At 60.9% G+C, this 18,027-nt stretch carries 18 protein-coding genes; 10 read left to right on the top strand and 8 right to left on the bottom strand.

The window, feature by feature from the left end; translation table 11 throughout:
- Window positions 1-59 precede the first annotated feature (59 nt).
- From flhA to hypA, 6 genes are all read right to left on the bottom strand, one after another.
- On the bottom strand, window positions 60-2,132 hold the full coding sequence (gene flhA, locus ACOTYB_RS09040; protein ID WP_022651748.1) for a formate hydrogenlyase transcriptional activator FlhA: 2,073 nt from the start codon (window positions 2,130-2,132) through the stop codon (window positions 60-62).
- A 62-nt stretch (window positions 2,133-2,194) separates the two neighbouring features.
- The gene (hypE, locus tag ACOTYB_RS09035; protein ID WP_003862131.1) at window positions 2,195-3,205 is read right to left on the bottom strand and encodes a hydrogenase expression/formation protein HypE; all 1,011 of its coding nucleotides are present in this window, start codon (window positions 3,203-3,205) and stop codon (window positions 2,195-2,197) included.
- Window positions 3,202-4,323 carry a hydrogenase formation protein HypD gene (gene hypD, locus ACOTYB_RS09030; protein ID WP_023323666.1) on the bottom strand — a complete coding sequence of 374 codons (1,122 nt, stop codon included), beginning with the start codon at window positions 4,321-4,323 and terminating at the stop codon, window positions 3,202-3,204. Before hypD ends, hypE begins: the two co-directional genes overlap by 4 nt.
- A 3-nt stretch (window positions 4,324-4,326) precedes the next feature.
- On the bottom strand, window positions 4,327-4,599 hold the full coding sequence (locus ACOTYB_RS09025; RefSeq protein WP_022649170.1) for a HypC/HybG/HupF family hydrogenase formation chaperone: 273 nt from the start codon (window positions 4,597-4,599) through the stop codon (window positions 4,327-4,329).
- A complete protein-coding gene (hypB, locus tag ACOTYB_RS09020) occupies window positions 4,590-5,453 on the bottom strand; it encodes a hydrogenase nickel incorporation protein HypB (RefSeq protein ID WP_023323665.1) in 864 nt (287 codons plus the stop codon). The genes ACOTYB_RS09025 and hypB overlap by 10 nt, the downstream gene beginning before the upstream one ends.
- A 3-nt stretch (window positions 5,454-5,456) precedes the next feature.
- Entirely contained in the window at window positions 5,457-5,807 is a 351-nt protein-coding gene (hypA, locus tag ACOTYB_RS09015) for a hydrogenase maturation nickel metallochaperone HypA (protein WP_022651745.1), read from the bottom strand.
- Between the two features lie 210 nt (window positions 5,808-6,017).
- On the opposite strand from hypA, the gene hycA reads away from it, so the two are divergent.
- The 9 genes from hycA to hycI all read left to right on the top strand — a co-directional run bounded on the left by hycA (window position 6,018) and on the right by hycI (window position 13,799).
- Entirely contained in the window at window positions 6,018-6,482 is a 465-nt protein-coding gene (gene hycA / locus ACOTYB_RS09010; RefSeq protein ID WP_220153303.1) for a formate hydrogenlyase regulator HycA, read from the top strand.
- Window positions 6,483-6,555: 73 nt separating this feature from the next.
- Window positions 6,556-7,164: a 4Fe-4S dicluster domain-containing protein gene (locus ACOTYB_RS09005; protein WP_017692772.1), complete on the top strand. Its 609-nt coding sequence runs from the start codon at window positions 6,556-6,558 to the stop codon at window positions 7,162-7,164.
- Window positions 7,161-8,975, top strand: coding sequence for a formate hydrogenlyase subunit 3 (hycC, locus tag ACOTYB_RS09000; RefSeq protein ID WP_045346944.1), 1,815 nt, complete (start codon window positions 7,161-7,163; stop codon window positions 8,973-8,975). The genes ACOTYB_RS09005 and hycC overlap by 4 nt, the downstream gene beginning before the upstream one ends.
- A 1-nt stretch (window position 8,976) precedes the next feature.
- Complete coding sequence (locus ACOTYB_RS08995; RefSeq protein WP_022651742.1) at window positions 8,977-9,900, top strand: respiratory chain complex I subunit 1 family protein; 924 nt, start codon at window positions 8,977-8,979, stop codon at window positions 9,898-9,900.
- A 15-nt stretch (window positions 9,901-9,915) separates the two neighbouring features.
- Window positions 9,916-11,625, top strand: coding sequence for a formate hydrogenlyase subunit HycE (gene hycE, locus ACOTYB_RS08990; RefSeq protein ID WP_023314721.1), 1,710 nt, complete (start codon window positions 9,916-9,918; stop codon window positions 11,623-11,625).
- Between the two features lie 9 nt (window positions 11,626-11,634).
- Window positions 11,635-12,177: a formate hydrogenlyase complex iron-sulfur subunit gene (locus ACOTYB_RS08985; protein ID WP_003862138.1), complete on the top strand. Its 543-nt coding sequence runs from the start codon at window positions 11,635-11,637 to the stop codon at window positions 12,175-12,177.
- Window positions 12,177-12,944, top strand: coding sequence for an NADH-quinone oxidoreductase subunit B family protein (locus tag ACOTYB_RS08980; protein WP_003862141.1), 768 nt, complete (start codon window positions 12,177-12,179; stop codon window positions 12,942-12,944). Before ACOTYB_RS08985 ends, ACOTYB_RS08980 begins: the two co-directional genes overlap by 1 nt.
- Complete coding sequence (locus ACOTYB_RS08975; protein ID WP_003862143.1) at window positions 12,941-13,351, top strand: formate hydrogenlyase maturation HycH family protein; 411 nt, start codon at window positions 12,941-12,943, stop codon at window positions 13,349-13,351. Before ACOTYB_RS08980 ends, ACOTYB_RS08975 begins: the two co-directional genes overlap by 4 nt.
- Complete coding sequence (gene hycI / locus ACOTYB_RS08970) at window positions 13,344-13,799, top strand: hydrogenase maturation peptidase HycI (protein WP_003862145.1); 456 nt, start codon at window positions 13,344-13,346, stop codon at window positions 13,797-13,799. The genes ACOTYB_RS08975 and hycI overlap by 8 nt, the downstream gene beginning before the upstream one ends.
- 88 nt (window positions 13,800-13,887) lie before the next feature.
- On the opposite strand, the gene ACOTYB_RS08965 is transcribed toward hycI, so the two are convergent.
- Together ACOTYB_RS08965 and ascF are read right to left on the bottom strand one after the other, a co-directional pair.
- The gene (locus ACOTYB_RS08965) at window positions 13,888-15,312 is read right to left on the bottom strand and encodes a 6-phospho-beta-glucosidase (protein WP_045335695.1); all 1,425 of its coding nucleotides are present in this window, start codon (window positions 15,310-15,312) and stop codon (window positions 13,888-13,890) included.
- Between the two features lie 18 nt (window positions 15,313-15,330).
- A complete protein-coding gene (gene ascF / locus ACOTYB_RS08960; RefSeq protein ID WP_023314719.1) occupies window positions 15,331-16,782 on the bottom strand; it encodes a PTS cellobiose/arbutin/salicin transporter subunit IIBC in 1,452 nt (483 codons plus the stop codon).
- A 214-nt stretch (window positions 16,783-16,996) separates the two neighbouring features.
- Between ascF and ACOTYB_RS08955 the strand changes: the two genes are divergently transcribed.
- Window positions 16,997-18,010 (top strand): LacI family DNA-binding transcriptional regulator, encoded by a 1,014-nt coding sequence (locus ACOTYB_RS08955; RefSeq protein ID WP_126524992.1) that lies wholly within the window; start codon window positions 16,997-16,999, stop codon window positions 18,008-18,010.
- The last annotated feature ends 17 nt before the right edge of the window (window positions 18,011-18,027 follow it).

Genomic DNA, 18,027 nt, shown 5'->3' with positions numbered 1-18,027 from the left:
GTGAGACAATTACGCAGAGTGATGAAAGGCGGCGCCATATACGGCGCCGGAATGACGGGTTAATTCAGGCTCTCTTTATCGATTCCCAGACGCTTCATGCGCGAGAGCAGGGTGGTACGCTTCAGCCCCAGCCGTTGCGCCGCGCCTTTCGGCCCGGCTACCACGCCGTTGGTCTCCTTCAGCACTCGCATAATGAGCTGATATTCATCCTCTCCATCCTTCGCAACCTCGGTTGCGGCCACGGTCGTTTCCGCAAGAGAAACCTCCGGCAGGGACAGCTGGAGCACGTTCCCGCGCGTCAACAGGACCGCGCGTTCAATGACGTTTTCCAGCTCGCGCACGTTCCCCGGCCACTCCATCGCCGAGAGTGTGCGTAGCGTTTCGGCAGGAATACTGTCGATATTTCGCCCCATCCGGCGGGCAATCTTCGCGGTAAAGGCTTTCACCAGCAGCGGAATATCTTCCGGGCGCTCGCGCAGCGGCGGCAGGCAGATCGGGAAGACGTTCAGGCGATAGTAAAGATCGCTGCGAAACTCGCGGTCGGCGACCATTTTTTTCAGATCGCGGTTGGTGGCGGCAATCAGACGCACGTCGGTCTGGATCAGCTTGTTGCTGCCGAGGCGCTCGAACTCCTGCTCCTGCAAAACGCGCAGCAGCTTGGGCTGAAGCTCCAGCGGCATATCGCCCACTTCGTCGAGGAACAAGGAGCTTTTATCCGCCAGCTCGAAACGGCCCAGCCGCTGGCTGCTGGCGCCAGTAAAGGCGCCGCGCTCGTGGCCGAACAGGTCGCTTTCCAGTAAGCCCGCAGGCATCGCCGCGCAGTTCATCTTCACCATCCGGCGGCTGTTGCGGTTGCTCAGGTTGTGGATCGCCCGGGCAATCAGCTCTTTCCCGGTACCGGTTTCACCGAGGATCAGCACCGTGCTGTCGCTTTGCGCCACCATCTCCACCTGCTTGAGCACGCTGTACATGGCATCGCTGCGCCCGATGATTTCGCCAAACTCGCTGTCCACGTTGTTGAGCTGCTCGGTCAGCGCCAGGTTTTCGTCCACCAGCCGCTCCTTCAGGCGGTGGATCTCCTGATAGGCGAGGGCGTTATCCAGCGCGATGGAGATGCGCTCGGCGATCTGGCGCAGCAGCTTCAGGTTGGCGGTGGTAAATACGGCTTCATCGCACTGCGCCAGTTTGAGCACGCCGAGCATGGTGTTGCCGGACATCAGCGGCAGCAGGCACAGGGTCTGGATCTTGTTGCCCCAGGTGTTGAAGAGCATCCGCTCGTAGGGGGCTACCGGATCCTGTTCATTGAGATTGAGCAGCAGGATCTCTTTGCTTTTAAATACCCGCTCGGACAGCGTTCCCGCTTCGTCCACTTCGCTCTGCTCGTGCGCCGGGTTAGCTTCATCAAGGTAGTGGGTGGAGTAGATGTTCAGCTTGCCTTTCCGGTTGCCGCGTAGCGCAATGCTGATGGCATCGATTTTAAAATAGTGATGGATCTCTTTTGATACTTCGCTGACCAGCTCATCCATGTCCAGGCGGGAGAGCACGGCGTTGGTGATGGCAACCAGAATGCGGAAGTTATCGCGCTCGCGGCTCAGCAGGTCGTAGTCCACGTTATTGGTGACGCGGCTTTGGATCTGCTCCGCGACAACGGCCACAATCTGGGTAAAGGTGTGCAGGCGTTCGTACTCCGCCTCGCTCCAGGGCTGGTCGGTATCGCGGATAAACTCGCAGCCGCCAAAAATTTGCCCTTCCACCGCCAGCGGCAGCATGCTGTAGTGGCCGAAAGGGTGGTAAAGGTTGCTCTCTGCCAGCTTCGGCCAGGCCTGGCGAAACTGGTCAAAATTGCAGTGCAGCGCTTCCGGGCGGGAGAGAATACGCCGCACCGGGCCGTGGGCAAGAAACGTTTCATCTTCATATTCGAAGATTTTGCCGTTATCACGCGTTGAGAAATAGCTCGCGCGGTGGGTTGCGCTATGCCAGAGCACAATGGCGGCGCTGTCCGCCAGCGCAGATTGCCTGACCAGCCGCGTCAGGGCATCGCTCAGTGCGCCGAGGTCGGGCTGTTGTAAAAGTGTGCGCGTGATGTCAAACAGGCCCTGCTGTCCAAGATCGCTCATCGGTGTATACGGCATTGTTGCTTTCCAATAGAAACTGGCAAAAAGAGACGTTCGGCGCTGACCGCTATTGATGCGGTCTAGCAAATACGGGGTAACGGTTCAGCGTGCGGCAGATCCAGCGTGCGCTTCACGCCGTAAAGCCCGGTCAGGCGCACCCCTTTGCGCTCAACCACGTCGCCGATGATGGCCGCGTCTTTCCCTAATGGATGCGCGCGCAGCTGTGCAAGTACGGCTTCCGCCGCCGTGCGTTCCACGCCGATCACCAGCTTGCCTTCGTTGGCAAAGTTAAGCGGGTCTAGCCCTAATAGCTCGCATAGCCCGCGCACGGCGCCTTTGACAGGCAGGCCGCGCTCGGTCAGCTCAATTCCGCAGCCGCTGCTTGCGGCAAATTCGTGCACCACGGCATTCACGCCGCCTCGCGTGGCGTCGCGCAGGGCTTTTACGCCCGGCATGTCGCGCAGCGTCTGGATCAGCGGCGTGAGTACCGCGCAGTCACTGCGCAGTTCCCCGTCCAGCCCCAGGCCTTCGCGCAGGTTCAGGATGGTTGCCCCGTGGCAGCCCAGCGTGCCGCTGACAATCAGCACGTCGCCTGCGCAAAGCTGTTGAGCGCCCCAGTGAATATCGGCGGGGATCGCCCCCATCCCGGCGGTGTTGATAAAAAGCTTATCCGCCGCGCCGCGCTGCACCACCTTGGTATCCCCGGTGACGATAGCGATCCCCGCCTCGCGGGCGGTGTGCGCCATGCTGTTGACCACCGCCGTGAGCGTTTCCATCGGTAACCCTTCTTCGAGGATAAACCCGCAGGAGAGGTAGCGGGGGATCGCGCCGCTGACGGCGACGTCGTTTGCCGTGCCGCAGACGGCGAGCTTGCCGATATCGCCGCCCGGGAAGAACAGCGGGTCAATCACGTAGCTGTCGGTAGAGAACGCCAGCCTGTCACCGTGTGCGGTGAGGGTTGAGAGCGCAATGCGCGCCTGATCTTCCTGCTCGGCGAGCCAGGGATTGTTAAAGGCGTCCATAAACAGCCGGTTAATCAGCTGCTGCATCGCCTGTCCACCGCTTCCGTGCGCCATTTCCACCGTGTTCATGCTTCACACTCCTGGTTGCGATAGTGATACCACGCGGCGCATGCCCCTTCTGAAGAGACCATCAGCGCGCCAAACGCGGTTTGCGGGTTACAGGCGTTGCCAAATAACGGGCAGTGATAAGGTTTGCATTTTCCGGTGAGTACGTCGCCACAGCGGGCGCGGGGATCGTCGCACACCTGCTGCGGCTGCGGTCGGAAATGCGCTTCGGCGTCGAAGGCGCGATACGCGGGCGTCAGGTGTACGCCGGATTCGGCAATCAGCCCCAGTCCGCGCCACTCGCTGTCGCCTTCGACGCTAAACACGTCGGCTATGGCCTGCTGTGCCCGTCTGTTACCTGCATCGGGCACCACGCGGCGATACTGATTTTCCACCGCACTCAGGGCCGCTATTTTCTGCTCAACCAGCATGGTCACGCCTTGCAGTAGATCAAGTGGCTCGAAACCAGCCACCACTAACGGACGATTGTACTGTTCAGCGATAAAACCGTAGGCTTCTGTGCCGATCACCATGCTGACGTGGCCCGGCGCCAGAAACGCGTCGATACCGTTATCCGGCGCTTCCAGCAGGCTGCGCAGCGTGGGAATAAGCGTGATGTGCTGGCAGAAAAAGTAAAAGTTTGTGACGTTGCGGGCTTTCGCCTGCTGGAGGGTAATGGCGGTGGCGGGCATGGTGGTTTCAAAACCCAGCCCGAAAAAGACGACCTTACGCTCAGGATTAGCCATCGCCAGCGTCAGGGCATCCATCGGTGAGTAGACGATCCGCACGTCCGCGCCGCGCGCCTTCGCCTGGAGCAGCGAGCCATTTTTTCCCGGTACACGCATGGCGTCGCCAAAGGTACAAAAAATCACACCGGGGCGGCTGGCGATGTCGAGACAGCTGTCGATGCGCCCCATCGGCAGCACGCACACCGGGCAGCCGGGGCCGTGGATAAATTCGATGTTCTCCGGCAGCAGCTGGTCGAGGCCAAATTTAAAGATGGCGTGGGTGTGTCCGCCGCACACCTCCATGATCCGCAGCGGTTTTTCTTTCGTGTAGTCCAGCAGCGACGCGCGGGAATTCAGGCGATCGATAAGCTGCAACACCTGCTCAGGCGCGCGATATTCATCAACGTAACGCATGTGTTATCGTTCCTCCCCATACAGCAGGGCGCCCACGTCCGGCTCGACGTCAAACATATTCTGTAGCGCGTCCAGCGTGTCGCGGGCTTCTTCCTCATTAATCACGCTCATGGCAAAACCTACGTGGACCAGCACCCACTGGCCGAGACGCGATGCGCCGGTCTCATCGTGGCTGCCTACCAGCGTCAGGTCGACATCGCGCAGGATGCCGCATACCTCCACTTTGGCCTGATTGCCGTCGATGGAATGAATTTTTCCGGGGACGCCTATGCACATCGTTCGTTCTCCAGCCAGTTCAGCCAGGCGTCCATCCCGTCGCCGCGCGTGGCGGAAACCAGCAGGATCTCAATGTCCGGGTTCACTTCGCGGGCGTAAGCCAGGCACTTATCCACGTCGAAATTCAGGTACGGCAGCAGGTCGACTTTGTTCAGCAGCATGAGGGAGGCGGCGGCAAACATATGCGGATACTTCAGCGGCTTGTCTTCCCCTTCGGTCACGGAGAGTACCGCCACTTTATGCCGCTCGCCGAGGTCGAAGCTTGCCGGGCAGACCAGGTTGCCGACGTTTTCAATGAACAGGATGCCGTTGTTCGCCAGCGGCAGGCGCGGGGCGGCGTCGGCAATCATCTGCGCGTCCAGATGGCACCCTTTCCCGGTGTTGACCTGAATCGCAGGCGTACCGGTTTCGCGGATGCGCGCGGCGTCGTTTACCGTTTGCTGGTCACCTTCGATAACGGCGCAGGAGACACGTTTATTCAGCCGTTTGAGGGTTTCGGTCAGCAGCGTGGTTTTACCGGAGCCGGGGCTGGAGACCAGGTTCAGCACCAGCTGTTCGCGCGCGGCAAAGCGGGCGCGATTGCGGACGGCGAGCTGGTTGTTTTTATCCAGCACGTTAATCTCCACCTCCAGCATCTGGCGCTGGCTGATGCCCGGCGCGTGGGTGCCCGCTTCGCCGCGGCCGTAATGCAGGTCACCCGCGTCGGAACGCTGCGGCGCGAAGGTGATGCCGGTCAGTGCCGCCGCCGGACGCGGGGCAGGGGAAAAGGGCGCGGAGCGAAACGCGGAGTGGGGGCGGTGTTCATCCCCTTCGATATACAGGTTGCCTTCAGCGCAACCGCAGGTACTACACATACTTTACTCCTTCTCGATTTCGAGGCGTTGGATCTGCATACCGTCATCCGCCACGATGCGCAGCCCGCTGCTCTGGCACTGTGGACAGCGCTGTACCTTCGATGACAGCAGCGTGACGTACTCCTGACACTGTTCGCACCAGCACTCCGCCTGCTGCTCCTCGATATGCAGTGCGCAACCTTCCGCCAGCGTGCCGCGGCACACCAGCTCAAAACAGAAGGTGAGGGCGCTGGTCTCGACGCAGGAAAACGCCCCGACCTTCAGCCAGACGCCGGTCACGCGCTTCGCATGGTTCTGCACAGCCTGCTGTTCGATAAGTTCCAGTGCCCGCTGGCAGAGGGTGATTTCGTGCATGACGCCTCCTTAATGAATTGCCCCTTCAATGCAATAACAGTGCCAGCTTGATTTGCGTTACGGCGTGACGATGTCAACGCTGTCGAAATGACACGTCGACACCGCGGCGGTGACAGTACGTATCTTGTTAAAAGATATTTAAATCAACAGATTAAAAACTGGCACGAAAACTGCTTAACAGCCGCTAACTCCATTAACCGGATACCTTTTATGACTATTTGGGAAATTAGCGAAAAAGCGGATTACATCGCGCAACGTCATCAGCAGCTTCAGGATCAGTGGCACCTCTACTGCAACTCTCTGATTCAGGGGATCACCCTGTCAAAAGCCCGTCTGCACCATGCCATGAGCTGCGCGGCGCAGGGGGACATGCGCTTTGTGTTGTTTTGTCACTTCACGATTTTTGTCACCCTGGCGGAGAGCTTCAACAGCCACACCATTGAGTATTACGTTGAGACAAAAGAGGGTGAAAAACAGTGTATTGCGAAAGCTCAACTGATGGCCGACGGCATGGTGGACGGTCACGTCAGCAACCGCGATCGCCAGCAGGTGCTGGAGCACTATCTGGAGAAAATAGCGCCGGTTTATAACGGCCTCTACGCCGCCGTTGAGCACGATCAGCCGATCAACCTGAAACAGCTGATCGACGGAAAATCCTCCGCGAACGTGGCCTGAAAAGCGAGTGTCGAGAAGTGTCGATAAGACAGTTTTTTTTCGTCAAAAATGACCATCACCAGAGGATGACCCGGTGAACCGTTTTGTAATTGCTGACTCGACGGTCTGTATTGGCTGTCGGACCTGTGAGGCGGCGTGCTCGGAAACGCACCGCCTGCACGGGCTACAGTCCATGCCGCGCCTGCGCGTCATGCGTAATGAGAAAGAGTCTGCCCCGCAGCTCTGTCACCACTGTGAAGACGCCCCGTGCGCGGGCGTTTGTCCTGTCAATGCCATCACCCGCGTTGACGGCGCGGTACAGCTGAACGAAAGCCTGTGCGTGAGCTGCAAGCTGTGCGGCATCGCCTGTCCGTTCGGCGCCATTGAGTTTTCCGGCAGCCGTCCGCTGCATATTCCGGCGAATGCCAATACCCCGAAAGCGCCGCCTGCGCCACCGGCTCCGGCACGCGTGAGTACGCTGCTGGACTGGGTGCCGGGCATTCGCGCCGTTGCGGTGAAGTGCGACCTGTGCAGCTTCGATGAGCAGGGTCCGGCCTGCGTGCGGACCTGCCCGACCCGGGCGCTGGTCCTGGTCAACATCCGCGACATCGCTCGCACCAGCAAACGCAAGCGTGAGCTGACCATCAATACCGACGTCGGCGATCTTTCGCTGCTGCGGGCGCTTAACGAGGGGGCGAAATGAACGCGATAGTTATGATGACCAGCGGCGTGGCCTGGTTTGCCGCCGCCGCTGTCCTGGCGCTGCTCCTCGCCTTCCATAAAACGCTGAGCGGCGTGATCGCCGGTATCGGCGGGGCGGTCGGCAGCCTGATGACGCTGGCGGCGGGCGGGGTTGTCCTGATCGACGGGCAATCCGTCGACACCCTCATCCCGCTGATTCACCACGCCGTTGAGCTTACGCCGCTGAACGCCATCTGGCTGATAACCTTTGGCCTGTGCGGGCTGTTTATCAGCCTGTTTAATATCGACTGGCACCGCCATCAGCACACCAAAGCCAACGGCCTGCTGGTTAACCTGTTGATGGCCGCCGCGGTCTGTACCGTTGTCGCCAGCAACCTCGGCGCGCTGGTGGTGATGGCTGAAATCATGGCCCTGTGCGGCGTGTTCCTGACCGGATGCAGCGCCTCCGGCAAGCTGTGGTTTGCGCTCGGACGTCTCGGCACGCTGCTGCTGGCGCTGGCCTGCTGGCTGGTGTGGCAGCGTTTCGGCACGCTGGATTTCGCCGCGCTTAACGGCCAGCCGCTGGGCAACGACGTCTGGCTGTTGAGCGTAGTCGGTTTTGGCCTGCTGGCCGGGATAATCCCGCTGCACGGCTGGGTGCCGCAGGCGCATGCCAATGCCTCAGCCCCGGCCGCTGCGCTGTTCTCCACCGTGGTGATGAAGGTCGGTCTGTTCGGCATCCTGACGATAACCCTGACGGGCGATCAGCCGCCGCTGTGGTGGGGCGTGGCGTTGCTGATTGCGGGGATGATCACCGCGTTCGTCGGTGGCCTCTACGCGCTGATGGAGCACAACATCCAGCGTCTGCTGGCGTACCACACCCTGGAGAACATCGGGATTATCCTGCTCGGCATGGGCGCAGGCGTCACCGGGCTGGCGCTCAACCAGCCGGCGCTGATTGCCGCCGGGTTTATTGGCGGTCTGTATCACCTTATCAACCACAGCCTGTTTAAAAGCACCCTGTTCCTCGGCGCGGGCAGCGTCTGGTTCCGCACCGGGCACCGCGATATTGAGAAGCTCGGCGGGATTGGCAAAAAAATGCCCGTCATTTCGCTGGCGATGCTGGTCGGGCTGATGGCGATGGCTGCGCTGCCGCCGCTGAACGGCTTTGCCGGCGAGTGGGTGATTTATCAATCCTTCTTCGCCCTCGGCCAGAGCGAGGCGTTTATCGGGCGTTTACTCGGCCCGCTGCTGGCGGTGGGCCTGGCGATCACCGGCGCGCTGGCGGTGATGTGTATGGCTAAAGTTTACGGTGTCACCTTCCTGGGCGCGCCGCGCACCCGAGAAGCGGAAAACGCCTGCTGCGCCCCGGTACTGATGACCACCAGCGTGGTCGCGCTGGCGCTGTGCTGCATCGCGGGCGGGGTTGCCGCGCCGTGGCTGCTGCCGCAGCTGGGCCAGGCTATTCCGCTGCCGCTGGTCACGGCGCATACCGTCGTTTCCCAGCCGATGATGGCGCTGCTGCTGATTGCCGCGCCGCTCCTGCCGTTCGTGCTGATGCTGTTCTTCAGACGCGACCGTCTCGCCTCCCGCTCGCGCGGCGCGGCGTGGGCCTGCGGCTACGAACACGAGCAGTCGATGGTCATCACCGCCCACGGTTTCGCCATGCCGGTGAAAGAGAACTTTGCCGCCGTGCTGAAGCTGCGCCACTGGCTGAACCCGGTGGGCTGGGTGCCGGGCTGGCAGGGGGCCGCCGTGCCCGTACTGTTCCGCCGCCTGGCGCTGATCGAGCTGGCGGTGCTGGTGGTGATTGTCATTTCACGAGGAGCCTGACATGAGTCTGTTACTGGCAATTCTTCAGGCGCTGGTGCTGTTCGCCGCCGCGCCGCTGCTGTCGGGCATCACGCGCGTGGCGCGCGCCCGGCTGCACAACCGTCGCGGACCTGGCGTGCTCCAGGAGTACCGCGATCTCTTCAAACTGCTCTCCCGTCAGAGCGTCGCGCCGGATGCCGCGGGCTGGGTGTTCCGCCTGACGCCGTTTGTGATGGTGGGCGTGATGCTGACCATCGCCACCGCGCTGCCGGTGGTGACGGTGGCGTCGCCGCTGCCGGTGCTGGGCGATCTGATTACGCTGATCTACCTCTTCGCCATCGCGCGTTTCTTCTTTGCGATTGCGGGCCTGGACACCGGCAGCCCGTTTACGGGTATCGGTGCCAGCCGCGAGGCGATGCTCGGCGTGCTGGTTGAGCCAATTCTGCTGCTGGGGCTGTGGGTCGCCGCGCAGGTTGCAGGCTCGACCCACATCAGTTTCATCACCGACACCGTTTACCACTGGCCGGTTTCACGTTCGCTCCCGCTGGTGCTGGCGCTCTGCGCCTGCGCGTTCGCCACGTTTATCGAGATGGGCAAGCTGCCGTTCGATCTCGCGGAAGCGGAGCAGGAATTACAGGAGGGGCCGCTCACCGAGTACAGCGGCTACGGCTTTGCGGTGCTGAAGTGGGGCATCAGTCTCAAGCAGCTGGTGGTGTTGCAGATGTTCGTCGGCGTTTTCTTCCCGTGGGGGCAGATGACGCACTTCTCTGCGGGCGGCCTGCTGCTGGCCGTGGTGGTGGCTGTGCTCAAGCTGCTTATCGGCGTGCTGGTCATTGCCCTGTTTGAAAACAGCATGGCGCGCCTGCGTTTTGTCGAAACGTCACGCATTACCTGGGCTGGTTTTGGTTTTGCATTTTTAGCGTTCGTCTCCTTGCTGGTGGCGTGATTAAAGAGAGTGTTTATGTCTGAAGAAAAGAAAGGTCAGCAGTATCTCGCCGCGTTGCATCAGGCTTTCCCGGGCGTGGTGCTGGAGGAGTCCTGGCAAACCAAAGACCAGATCACCGTCACCATTAAGGTGAACTATCTGCCGGAAGTGGTGGAGTTTCTCTACTACCAGCAGGGCGGCTGGCTGTCGGTGTTGTTCGGTAACGACGAGCGCCAGCTGTGCGGCAGTTACGCGGTGTACTACGTGATGTCGATGGAGCAGGGCGAGAAGTGCTGGATCACCGTGCGCGTCGAGGTCGACCCGAATAAACCGGAATACCCGTCCGTCACGCCGCGCGTGCCTGCCGCCGTCTGGGGCGAGCGCGAAGTGCGCGACATGTACGGCCTGATGCCGGTTGGCCTGCCTGACGAGCGTCGCCTGGTGCTGCCGGACGACTGGCCGGATGAACTCTATCCGCTGCGCAAGGACAGCATGGACTACCGCCAGCGCCCGGCCCCAACCACCGACAGCGAAACCTACGAGTTCATCAACGAGCTGGGCAGCAAGAAGAATAACGTGGTGCCGATTGGCCCGCTGCACGTTACCTCTGACGAACCGGGCCACTTCCGCCTGTTCGTCGACGGCGAGAACATTATCGACGCCGACTACCGCCTGTTCTACGTCCACCGCGGCATGGAGAAGCTGGCGGAGACCCGCATGGGCTACAACGAAGTCACGTTTCTTTCTGACCGCGTGTGCGGCATCTGCGGCTTTGCCCACAGCACCGCCTACACCACCTCGGTGGAAAACGGCATGGGGATCGTGGTGCCGGAACGCGCGCAGATGATCCGCGCCATTCTGCTGGAGGTGGAGCGCCTGCACTCGCACCTGCTGAACCTCGGCCTGGCCTGCCATTTCGTCGGATTTGACTCCGGGTTTATGCAGTTCTTCCGCGTGCGCGAGGCATCAATGAAGATGGCGGAGATCCTCACCGGGGCGCGTAAAACCTACGGCCTGAATCTGATCGGCGGGATCCGCCGCGACCTGCTGAAAGACGACATGATCCAGACCCGCCAGCTGGCGCAGCAGATGCGCCGGGACGTGCAGGAGCTGGTGGATATGCTGCTCAGCACGCCCAACATTGAGCAGCGCACCGTCGGGATTGGTCGTCTTGACCCGGAAATCGCCCGCGACTTCAGTAACGTTGGTCCGATGGTGCGCGCCAGCGGCCACGCCCGCGATACCCGCGCCGATCACCCGTTCGTCGGCTACGGCCTGCTGCCGATGACCGTGCACAGCGAGCAGGGCTGCGACGTCATCTCCCGTCTGAAGGTGCGCATCAACGAGGTATTCACCGCGCTGAACATGATCGACTACGGCCTCGATAACCTGCCGGGCGGCCCGCTGATGGTGGAAGGCTTCACCTACATTCCAAACCGCTTTGCCCTCGGCTTTGCCGAAGCGCCGCGCGGGGACGACATCCACTGGAGCATGACCGGCGACAACCAGAAGCTCTACCGCTGGCGCTGCCGTGCGGCGACCTACGCCAACTGGCCAACCCTGCGCTACATGCTTCGCGGCAACACGGTCTCCGACGCGCCGCTGATCATCGGCAGCCTCGACCCGTGTTACTCCTGCACCGACCGCATGACCGTCGTGGACGTGCGCAAGAAGAAAAGCCAGGTGGTGCCGTACAAAGAGCTTGAGCGCTACAGCATCGAGCGTAAGAACTCGCCGCTGAAATAAGGATTCGCCATGTTTACCTTTATCAAAAAAGTGATCAAAACCGGCGCGCAGACCAGCAGTTATCCGCTGGAGCCGATCCCGGTTGATAAAAACTTTCGCGGCAAGCCGGAGCACAACCCGCAGCAGTGCATCGGCTGCGCGGCCTGCGTCAACGCCTGCCCGTCGAATGCCTTAACGGTGGAAACGGACCTGAAAACCGGCGAGCTGGCCTGGCAGTTTAACCTCGGGCGCTGCATCTTCTGCGGCCGCTGCGAGGAGGTCTGCCCGACGGTCGCCATTCGCCTGTCTCAGGAGTACGAGCTGGCGGTGTGGAAAAAAGAGGACTTCCTCCAGCAATCGCGCTTTGCGCTGTGCAACTGCCGCGTCTGCAAGCGTCCGTTCGCCGTGCAAAAAGAGATCGACTACGCCATCGCGCTGCTGAAGCACAACGGCGACGTCCGCGCGGAGCATCACCGTGAAAGCTTCGAAACCTGCCCGGAGTGCAAGCGTCAGAAATGCCTGCTGCCGTCTGACCGCATCGATTTAACCCGCCATATGAGAGAGGCCAGCTGATGGAAAACTTACTCGGCCCGCGCGACGCTAACGGCATTCCGGTGCCGCTGACGGTGGAGGAGTCCATCGCCAGCATGAAGGCGTCGCTGCTGAAAAAAATCAAACGCTCGGCCTACGTCTATCGCGTGGACTGCGGTGGCTGCAACGGCTGCGAGATTGAGATCTTCGCTACGCTGTCGCCGCTGTTTGACGCCGAGCGCTTCGGCATCAAGGTGGTGCCGTCCCCGCGCCACGCGGATATCCTGCTGTTCACCGGCGCGGTCACCCGCGCGATGCGCTCGCCTGCGCTGCGCGCCTGGCAGTCTGCGCCGGATCCGAAAATCTGCATCTCCTACGGCGCCTGCGGCAACAGCGGCGGCATCTTCCACGATCTTTACTGCGTCTGGGGCGGCACCGACAAAATTGTGCCGGTGGACGTCTACATTCCGGGCTGCCCGCCGACGCCCGCCGCCACGCTGTACGGTTTTGCCATGGCGCTCGGCCTGCTGGAGCAGAAGATCCACGCCCGCGAGCCAGGCGAGCTGGACAACCAGCCAGCCACTATCCTGCACCCGGACATGGTGCAGCCGCTGCGGGTGAAGATCGACCGCACGGCACGCAGGCTGGCGGGCTACCGCTACGGACGCCAGATTGCCGACGATTATCTGCGTCTGCTCAGCCAGGGCGACCATCAGGTGGCGCGCTGGCTGGAGGCGGAAAACGATCCGCGTCTCAATGAGATCGTGGCGAACCTGAACAACATCGTGGATGAGGCGCGTATCCGATGAGTGAAACGGTGGTGTTCAGCCAGCTGAGCCGTAAGTTTATTGATGAGAACGACGCCACGCCAGATGCGGCGCAGCAGGTGGTTTACTACAGCCTGGCGATTGGGCACCACCTCGGGGTGATCGACTGCCTGGAGGCGGCGTTAACCTGCCCGTGGCCGGAATACCTGGCGTGGATCGCCACGCTGGAGGAGGGCAGTACGGCGCGGCGCAAGATGGAGGGCGTGCCGAAGTATGGCGAGATCGTCATCGACGCCAACCACATTGCGATGCTCGCTAACGCCTTTGACGCGGCGCTGAGCGTACAAACCCCGGCGCAGCAGGCGTGGAGCAAAACGCTGCTCGGCATGCTGCACGATATTCATCAGGAGAGCGCCATCTACCTGATGGTGAGGAGATTACGTGACTGACGTTTTACTGTGTGTCGGCAACAGCATGATGGGCGACGACGGCGCGGGTCCGCTGCTGGCGGAACTGTGCGCCGCAAACCCGCCGGGCAACTGGGTGGTGATTGACGGCGGCAGCGCGCCGGAAAACGACGTGGTCGCCATCCGTGAACTGCATCCGGACAGGCTGTTAATCGTCGATGCCACCGATATGGGGCTTAACCCCGGCGAGATCCGCCTGATTGACCCGGACGACATCGCCGAGATGTTTATGATGACCACCCACAATATGCCGCTGAACTACCTGGTGGATCAGATCAAAGACGACGTGGGCGAGGTGCTGTTTTTGGGCATTCAGCCGGATATTGTCGGGTTTTATTACCCGATGACGCCGCCGGTGAAAGAGGCGGTGGAGGGGGTGTATTCACGGCTTGCAGGGTGGGTTGGGGATGGAGGTTTTTCTCCGCTCTGAGCAGTGCCGGGTGGCGGCTTCGCCTTACCCGGCCTACCAAACCCATCTCCCTCTCCCTGTGGGAGAGGGCTGGGGTGAGGGCAACAGGCTACTCGAGATCCCCCCCGTTACTCGCAATCACCTTCTTATACCATCCGAACGATTTCTTGCGTTTCCGTTCCAGCGTGCCGTTCCCGGCGTCGTCGCGGTCGACGTAGACAAATCCATAGCGCTTGCTCATCTCCCCGGTTGAGGCCGAGACCAGGTCGATGCAGCCCCAGGTGGTGTAGCCCAGCAGCGGAACGCCGTCCTCAATCGCGTCGCCCATCGCGCGGATGTGCTCGCGCAGGTAGCTGATGCGGTAGTCGTCGTTGATCTCGCCGTTTTCATCAATGACATCTTTCGCTCCCAGGCCGTTTTCCACCAGGAACAGCGGCTTCTGGTAGCGGTCGTACATCATGTTCATAGTGATGCGCAGGCCGAGCGGGTCGATACCCCAGCCCCACTCGCTCACCTGAATGTGCGGGTTGCGCAGGGACTTCACGATGTTCGCCGCGCTGGTGTTGCCCGCGTTCATGTCCGCCGACGCGCAGCGCGAGGCGTAGTAGCTGAACGAGACAAAGTCGACGGTATTTTTCAGCAGTTCGTCATCGCCCGGGTCTTTCACAATCACGACGCCTTTTTCGCGGAACACGCGGGCAGAGTAGGCCGGATAGCTGCCGCGCGCCTGCACGTCGATAAAAAACAGGTTCTCGCGGTCTTTCTCCAGCGCCATCCACACGTCTTCCGGCTTGCAGGAGTAGGGGTAGAAGTTACCGCCCGCCAGCATGCAGCCGACCTGATTTTCCGGGTTCACCTCGTGGGCAATTTTGGTCGCCAGCGCGCTCGCCACCAGCTCGTGGTGCGCGGCCTGGTATTTCACCTGGTCTTCGTTTTCACCTTCCTCAAACACCAGCCCCGCGCCGGAAAAGGGGCTGTGCAGCATGATGTTGATTTCGTTGAAGGTCAGCCAGTATTTCACCAGCCCGTTAAACTCTTCGAAGCAGGTGCGGGCGTAGCGGGCGAAGAAATCGACCATCTTACGGTTGCGCCATGAGCCGTACTCCGTCACCAGGTGCATCGGCACGTCGAAGTGGCAGAGGGTCACCAGCGGCTCGATGTTGTACTTTTTGCACTCCTCGAACACCGCGCGGTAGAAGGCAATGCCTTCCTGATTCGGCAGCGGTTCGTCGCCGTTCGGGTAGAGGCGGCTCCATGCAATCGAGGTGCGGAACACCGTAAAGCCCATCTCCGCCATCAGGGCGATGTCTTCTTTGTAGCGATGGTAAAAATCAATCGCCTCGTGGCTCGGGTAGAATTCGTCGTCCCGCAACGAAAACCGTTTTTCCTTGCCGACTTTTACCGCCAGACGGTTTGCGCCGTGGGGGATCATATCGACCGTCGTCAGTCCTTTGCCGCCTTCACGGTAAGCCCCTTCACTCTGGTTGGCGGCAAGCGCGCCGCCCCATAAAAATCCTTGTGGAAAAACAGACATTCTTACCTCGCTTTCAGTTTATGCTTCTGCTGCTTTGTTCTGTACCGGTGCGGTTTGCAGGGCGCGTGCTTTTTCGGCTTCGTCTTCTACCGGGATATCCTCAAACCCTAACAGCAGGGTCAGCACAAACGACAGCACCACTGCCAGACCCATCACGCCAAACACCCAGACGATGGTCATCGGGTTGGCCGGGTCGAAGAACTGCACGCTGGTAAACAGCCCCGGCGCCGCCATCGAATGGCTGGCAAGACCGGCCATTCCTGCCACCGCGCCGCAGATAAAGCCGCTGATCAGACTCGCAATCAGCGGACGCTTCAGGCGTACCGCCACGCCGTACAGGGCCGGTTCAGAGATCCCCGCCATGATGGCGGAGGCCGCCGCGGCTAGCGCCGTCTGGCGCAGCTCCGGGTTTTTGGTTTTCCACGCTACCGCCAGCGATGAACCGCCGAGCGACAGGTTGGCGCCGATTTCCGACGGCATCACCATCCCTTCTTTGCCCGTTTCGGCAATGGTCTGGATGATGGTCGGCGTAAACACGCGGTGCATCCCGGTCATCACCAGCAGCGGCCACAGCGCGCCCATAATGGCAACGGAGAGCCAGCCCAGATAGCCGTGAATGGTGTAGACCAGCGCGGAGATGGCGCTGCCGATCCAGATCCCCAGCGGGCCAATCAGCACGATGGCGAGCGGGGCGGCAATCAGCACGATCAGCATCGGCTTGAGGAAGTTTTTCGTCACCGCCGGGGTAATGCGATCCACCCAGCGTTCGATGTACGACAGGCACCAGGTCATCACCAGCGCCGGGATAACGGTATAGGTGTATTTCACCGCCGTCACCGGAATGAACGCGAACTCAACGTGCTCGCCCTGCGCGGCCTTGGCCATCAGCTCGATAAAGCTCGGGTGAACCAGCACGCCCGCGATGGCGATTGCCAGGGACATGTTGGTTTTGAACTTCACCGCTGCGGAAGCCGCCACCATCAGCGGCAGGAAGAAGAACGCGCCGTCGCCGATAACGGTCAGGATCGTCAGCGTCGGGTCACCTTTGCCCAGCACGCCGGTCATCTCAAGGATCATCGCCAGCAGCTTGACCATCGACCCGCCGATGATCGCCGGGATCAACGGAGACATGGTGCCGATCAGCGCGTCGAGGATCCCGGCGCCAATCCGGCGCAGCGTGAGCTTCTGTGGACCTTCCGCTACGGCAGGTTGCAGGTTAGCGGGCAGCAGGCTCACCACTTCACGGTATGCCTGGGACACGGTGTTGCCGATGATTACCTGGCACTGGTTGTCGTTGCGCACCACGCCGAGCACGCCGCTGATGCTTTTCAGGCGCGCGGTGTCGGTAAGGCTTTCGTCTTTCAGAACGAAGCGCAGGCGCGTCATGCAGTGGGTGACGGCGACGATGTTCTCTTTACCGCCCAGCGCGCTAACAACGTCGTTTGCCAGCGCAGCGTAATTTTTTGCCATCGGATGTGATCCTGTTATCGTTATGAGAAGTGTAGGAAACCGGTTTCACATAATCATCATGAGTTTCTTTTAATGAAACAAGACCACTTTTTATGCATTTTTTCGTTTCGTGATGACGATCACTCGTGGCCGTAAAAAGCGTGATAACGCCGCTGCGACAATTTTTCTGCGGTGAAGTACACTGCGGCTCATCAGTTTTGAATGGAATAACACTATGACCACGATGCTGGAAGTGGCGAAGCGGGCAGGCGTGTCAAAAGCGACGGTCTCGCGGGTGCTGTCGGGGAACGGTTACGTCAGCCAGGAGACGAAAGACCGCGTGTTTCAGGCCATCGAAGAGAGTGGGTATCGCCCCAATCTGCTGGCGCGAAACCTGGCGACCAAACGCACCCAGACCCTGGGGCTGGTGGTGACAAACACCCTGTACCATGGGGTCTACTTTAGCGAGCTGCTGTTTAACGCCGCGCGGATGACGGAAGAGAAGGGGCGTCAGCTGATCCTGGCGGACGGCAAGCACAGCGCCGAAGAGGAGCGCGAGGCGATCCAGTACCTGCTCGACATGCGCTGCGACGCGGTAATCATCTACCCGCGTTTTCTGAGCGTGGAAGCGCTGGACGAAATTATTGAGAAATGCGAGCAGCCGATTATGGTGCTCAACCGCCGTTTGCGGAAAAACAGCAGCCACAGCGTCTGGTCCGATCATAAAGCGTCGTGTCAGGACGCGGTATCGCAGCTGATCGCGAAAGGCCACCGGGAGATTGCGTTTATCACCGGTTCGCTGGATTCCCCCACCGGGGTGGAGCGTCTTTCCGGCTACAGGGACGCGCTGGCGCAGCACGGGATTGCAGTTCGTGACGCGCTGATCGCCGAAGGGAAGTGGAGCCCGGCTAGCGGCGCGGCGGCGGTCTCTCAGCTGCTCACCCGCGGCGAAGCGTTTACCGCGCTGGTGGCGAGTAACGACGATATGGCGATTGGCGCCATCAGGCAGTTGCACGAGAGCGGCGTCGCCACGCCGGGCGCGGTGTCCGTCATCGGCTTTGACGACGTGGCAATCGCGCCCTATATCGTGCCGTCCCTCTCCAGCGTGCGTATTCCGGTAACGGAGATGATCCGGGAGACCATCAGCCGCCTGATTTTCATGCTCGACGGCGGTGAGTTTAAGCCTCAGCAAACCTTCTCCGGCGAGCTTATCCTGCGCGACTCCGTCATTGACGGCCCGCATCGCTGACGTCGACATCTGTCATC

Source organism: Enterobacter cloacae complex sp. IR5450 (assembly GCF_049238665.1).
Taxonomy (GTDB): domain Bacteria; phylum Pseudomonadota; class Gammaproteobacteria; order Enterobacterales; family Enterobacteriaceae; genus Enterobacter; species Enterobacter hormaechei_C.
This window is presented reverse-complemented; position numbering and strand designations above follow the sequence as displayed.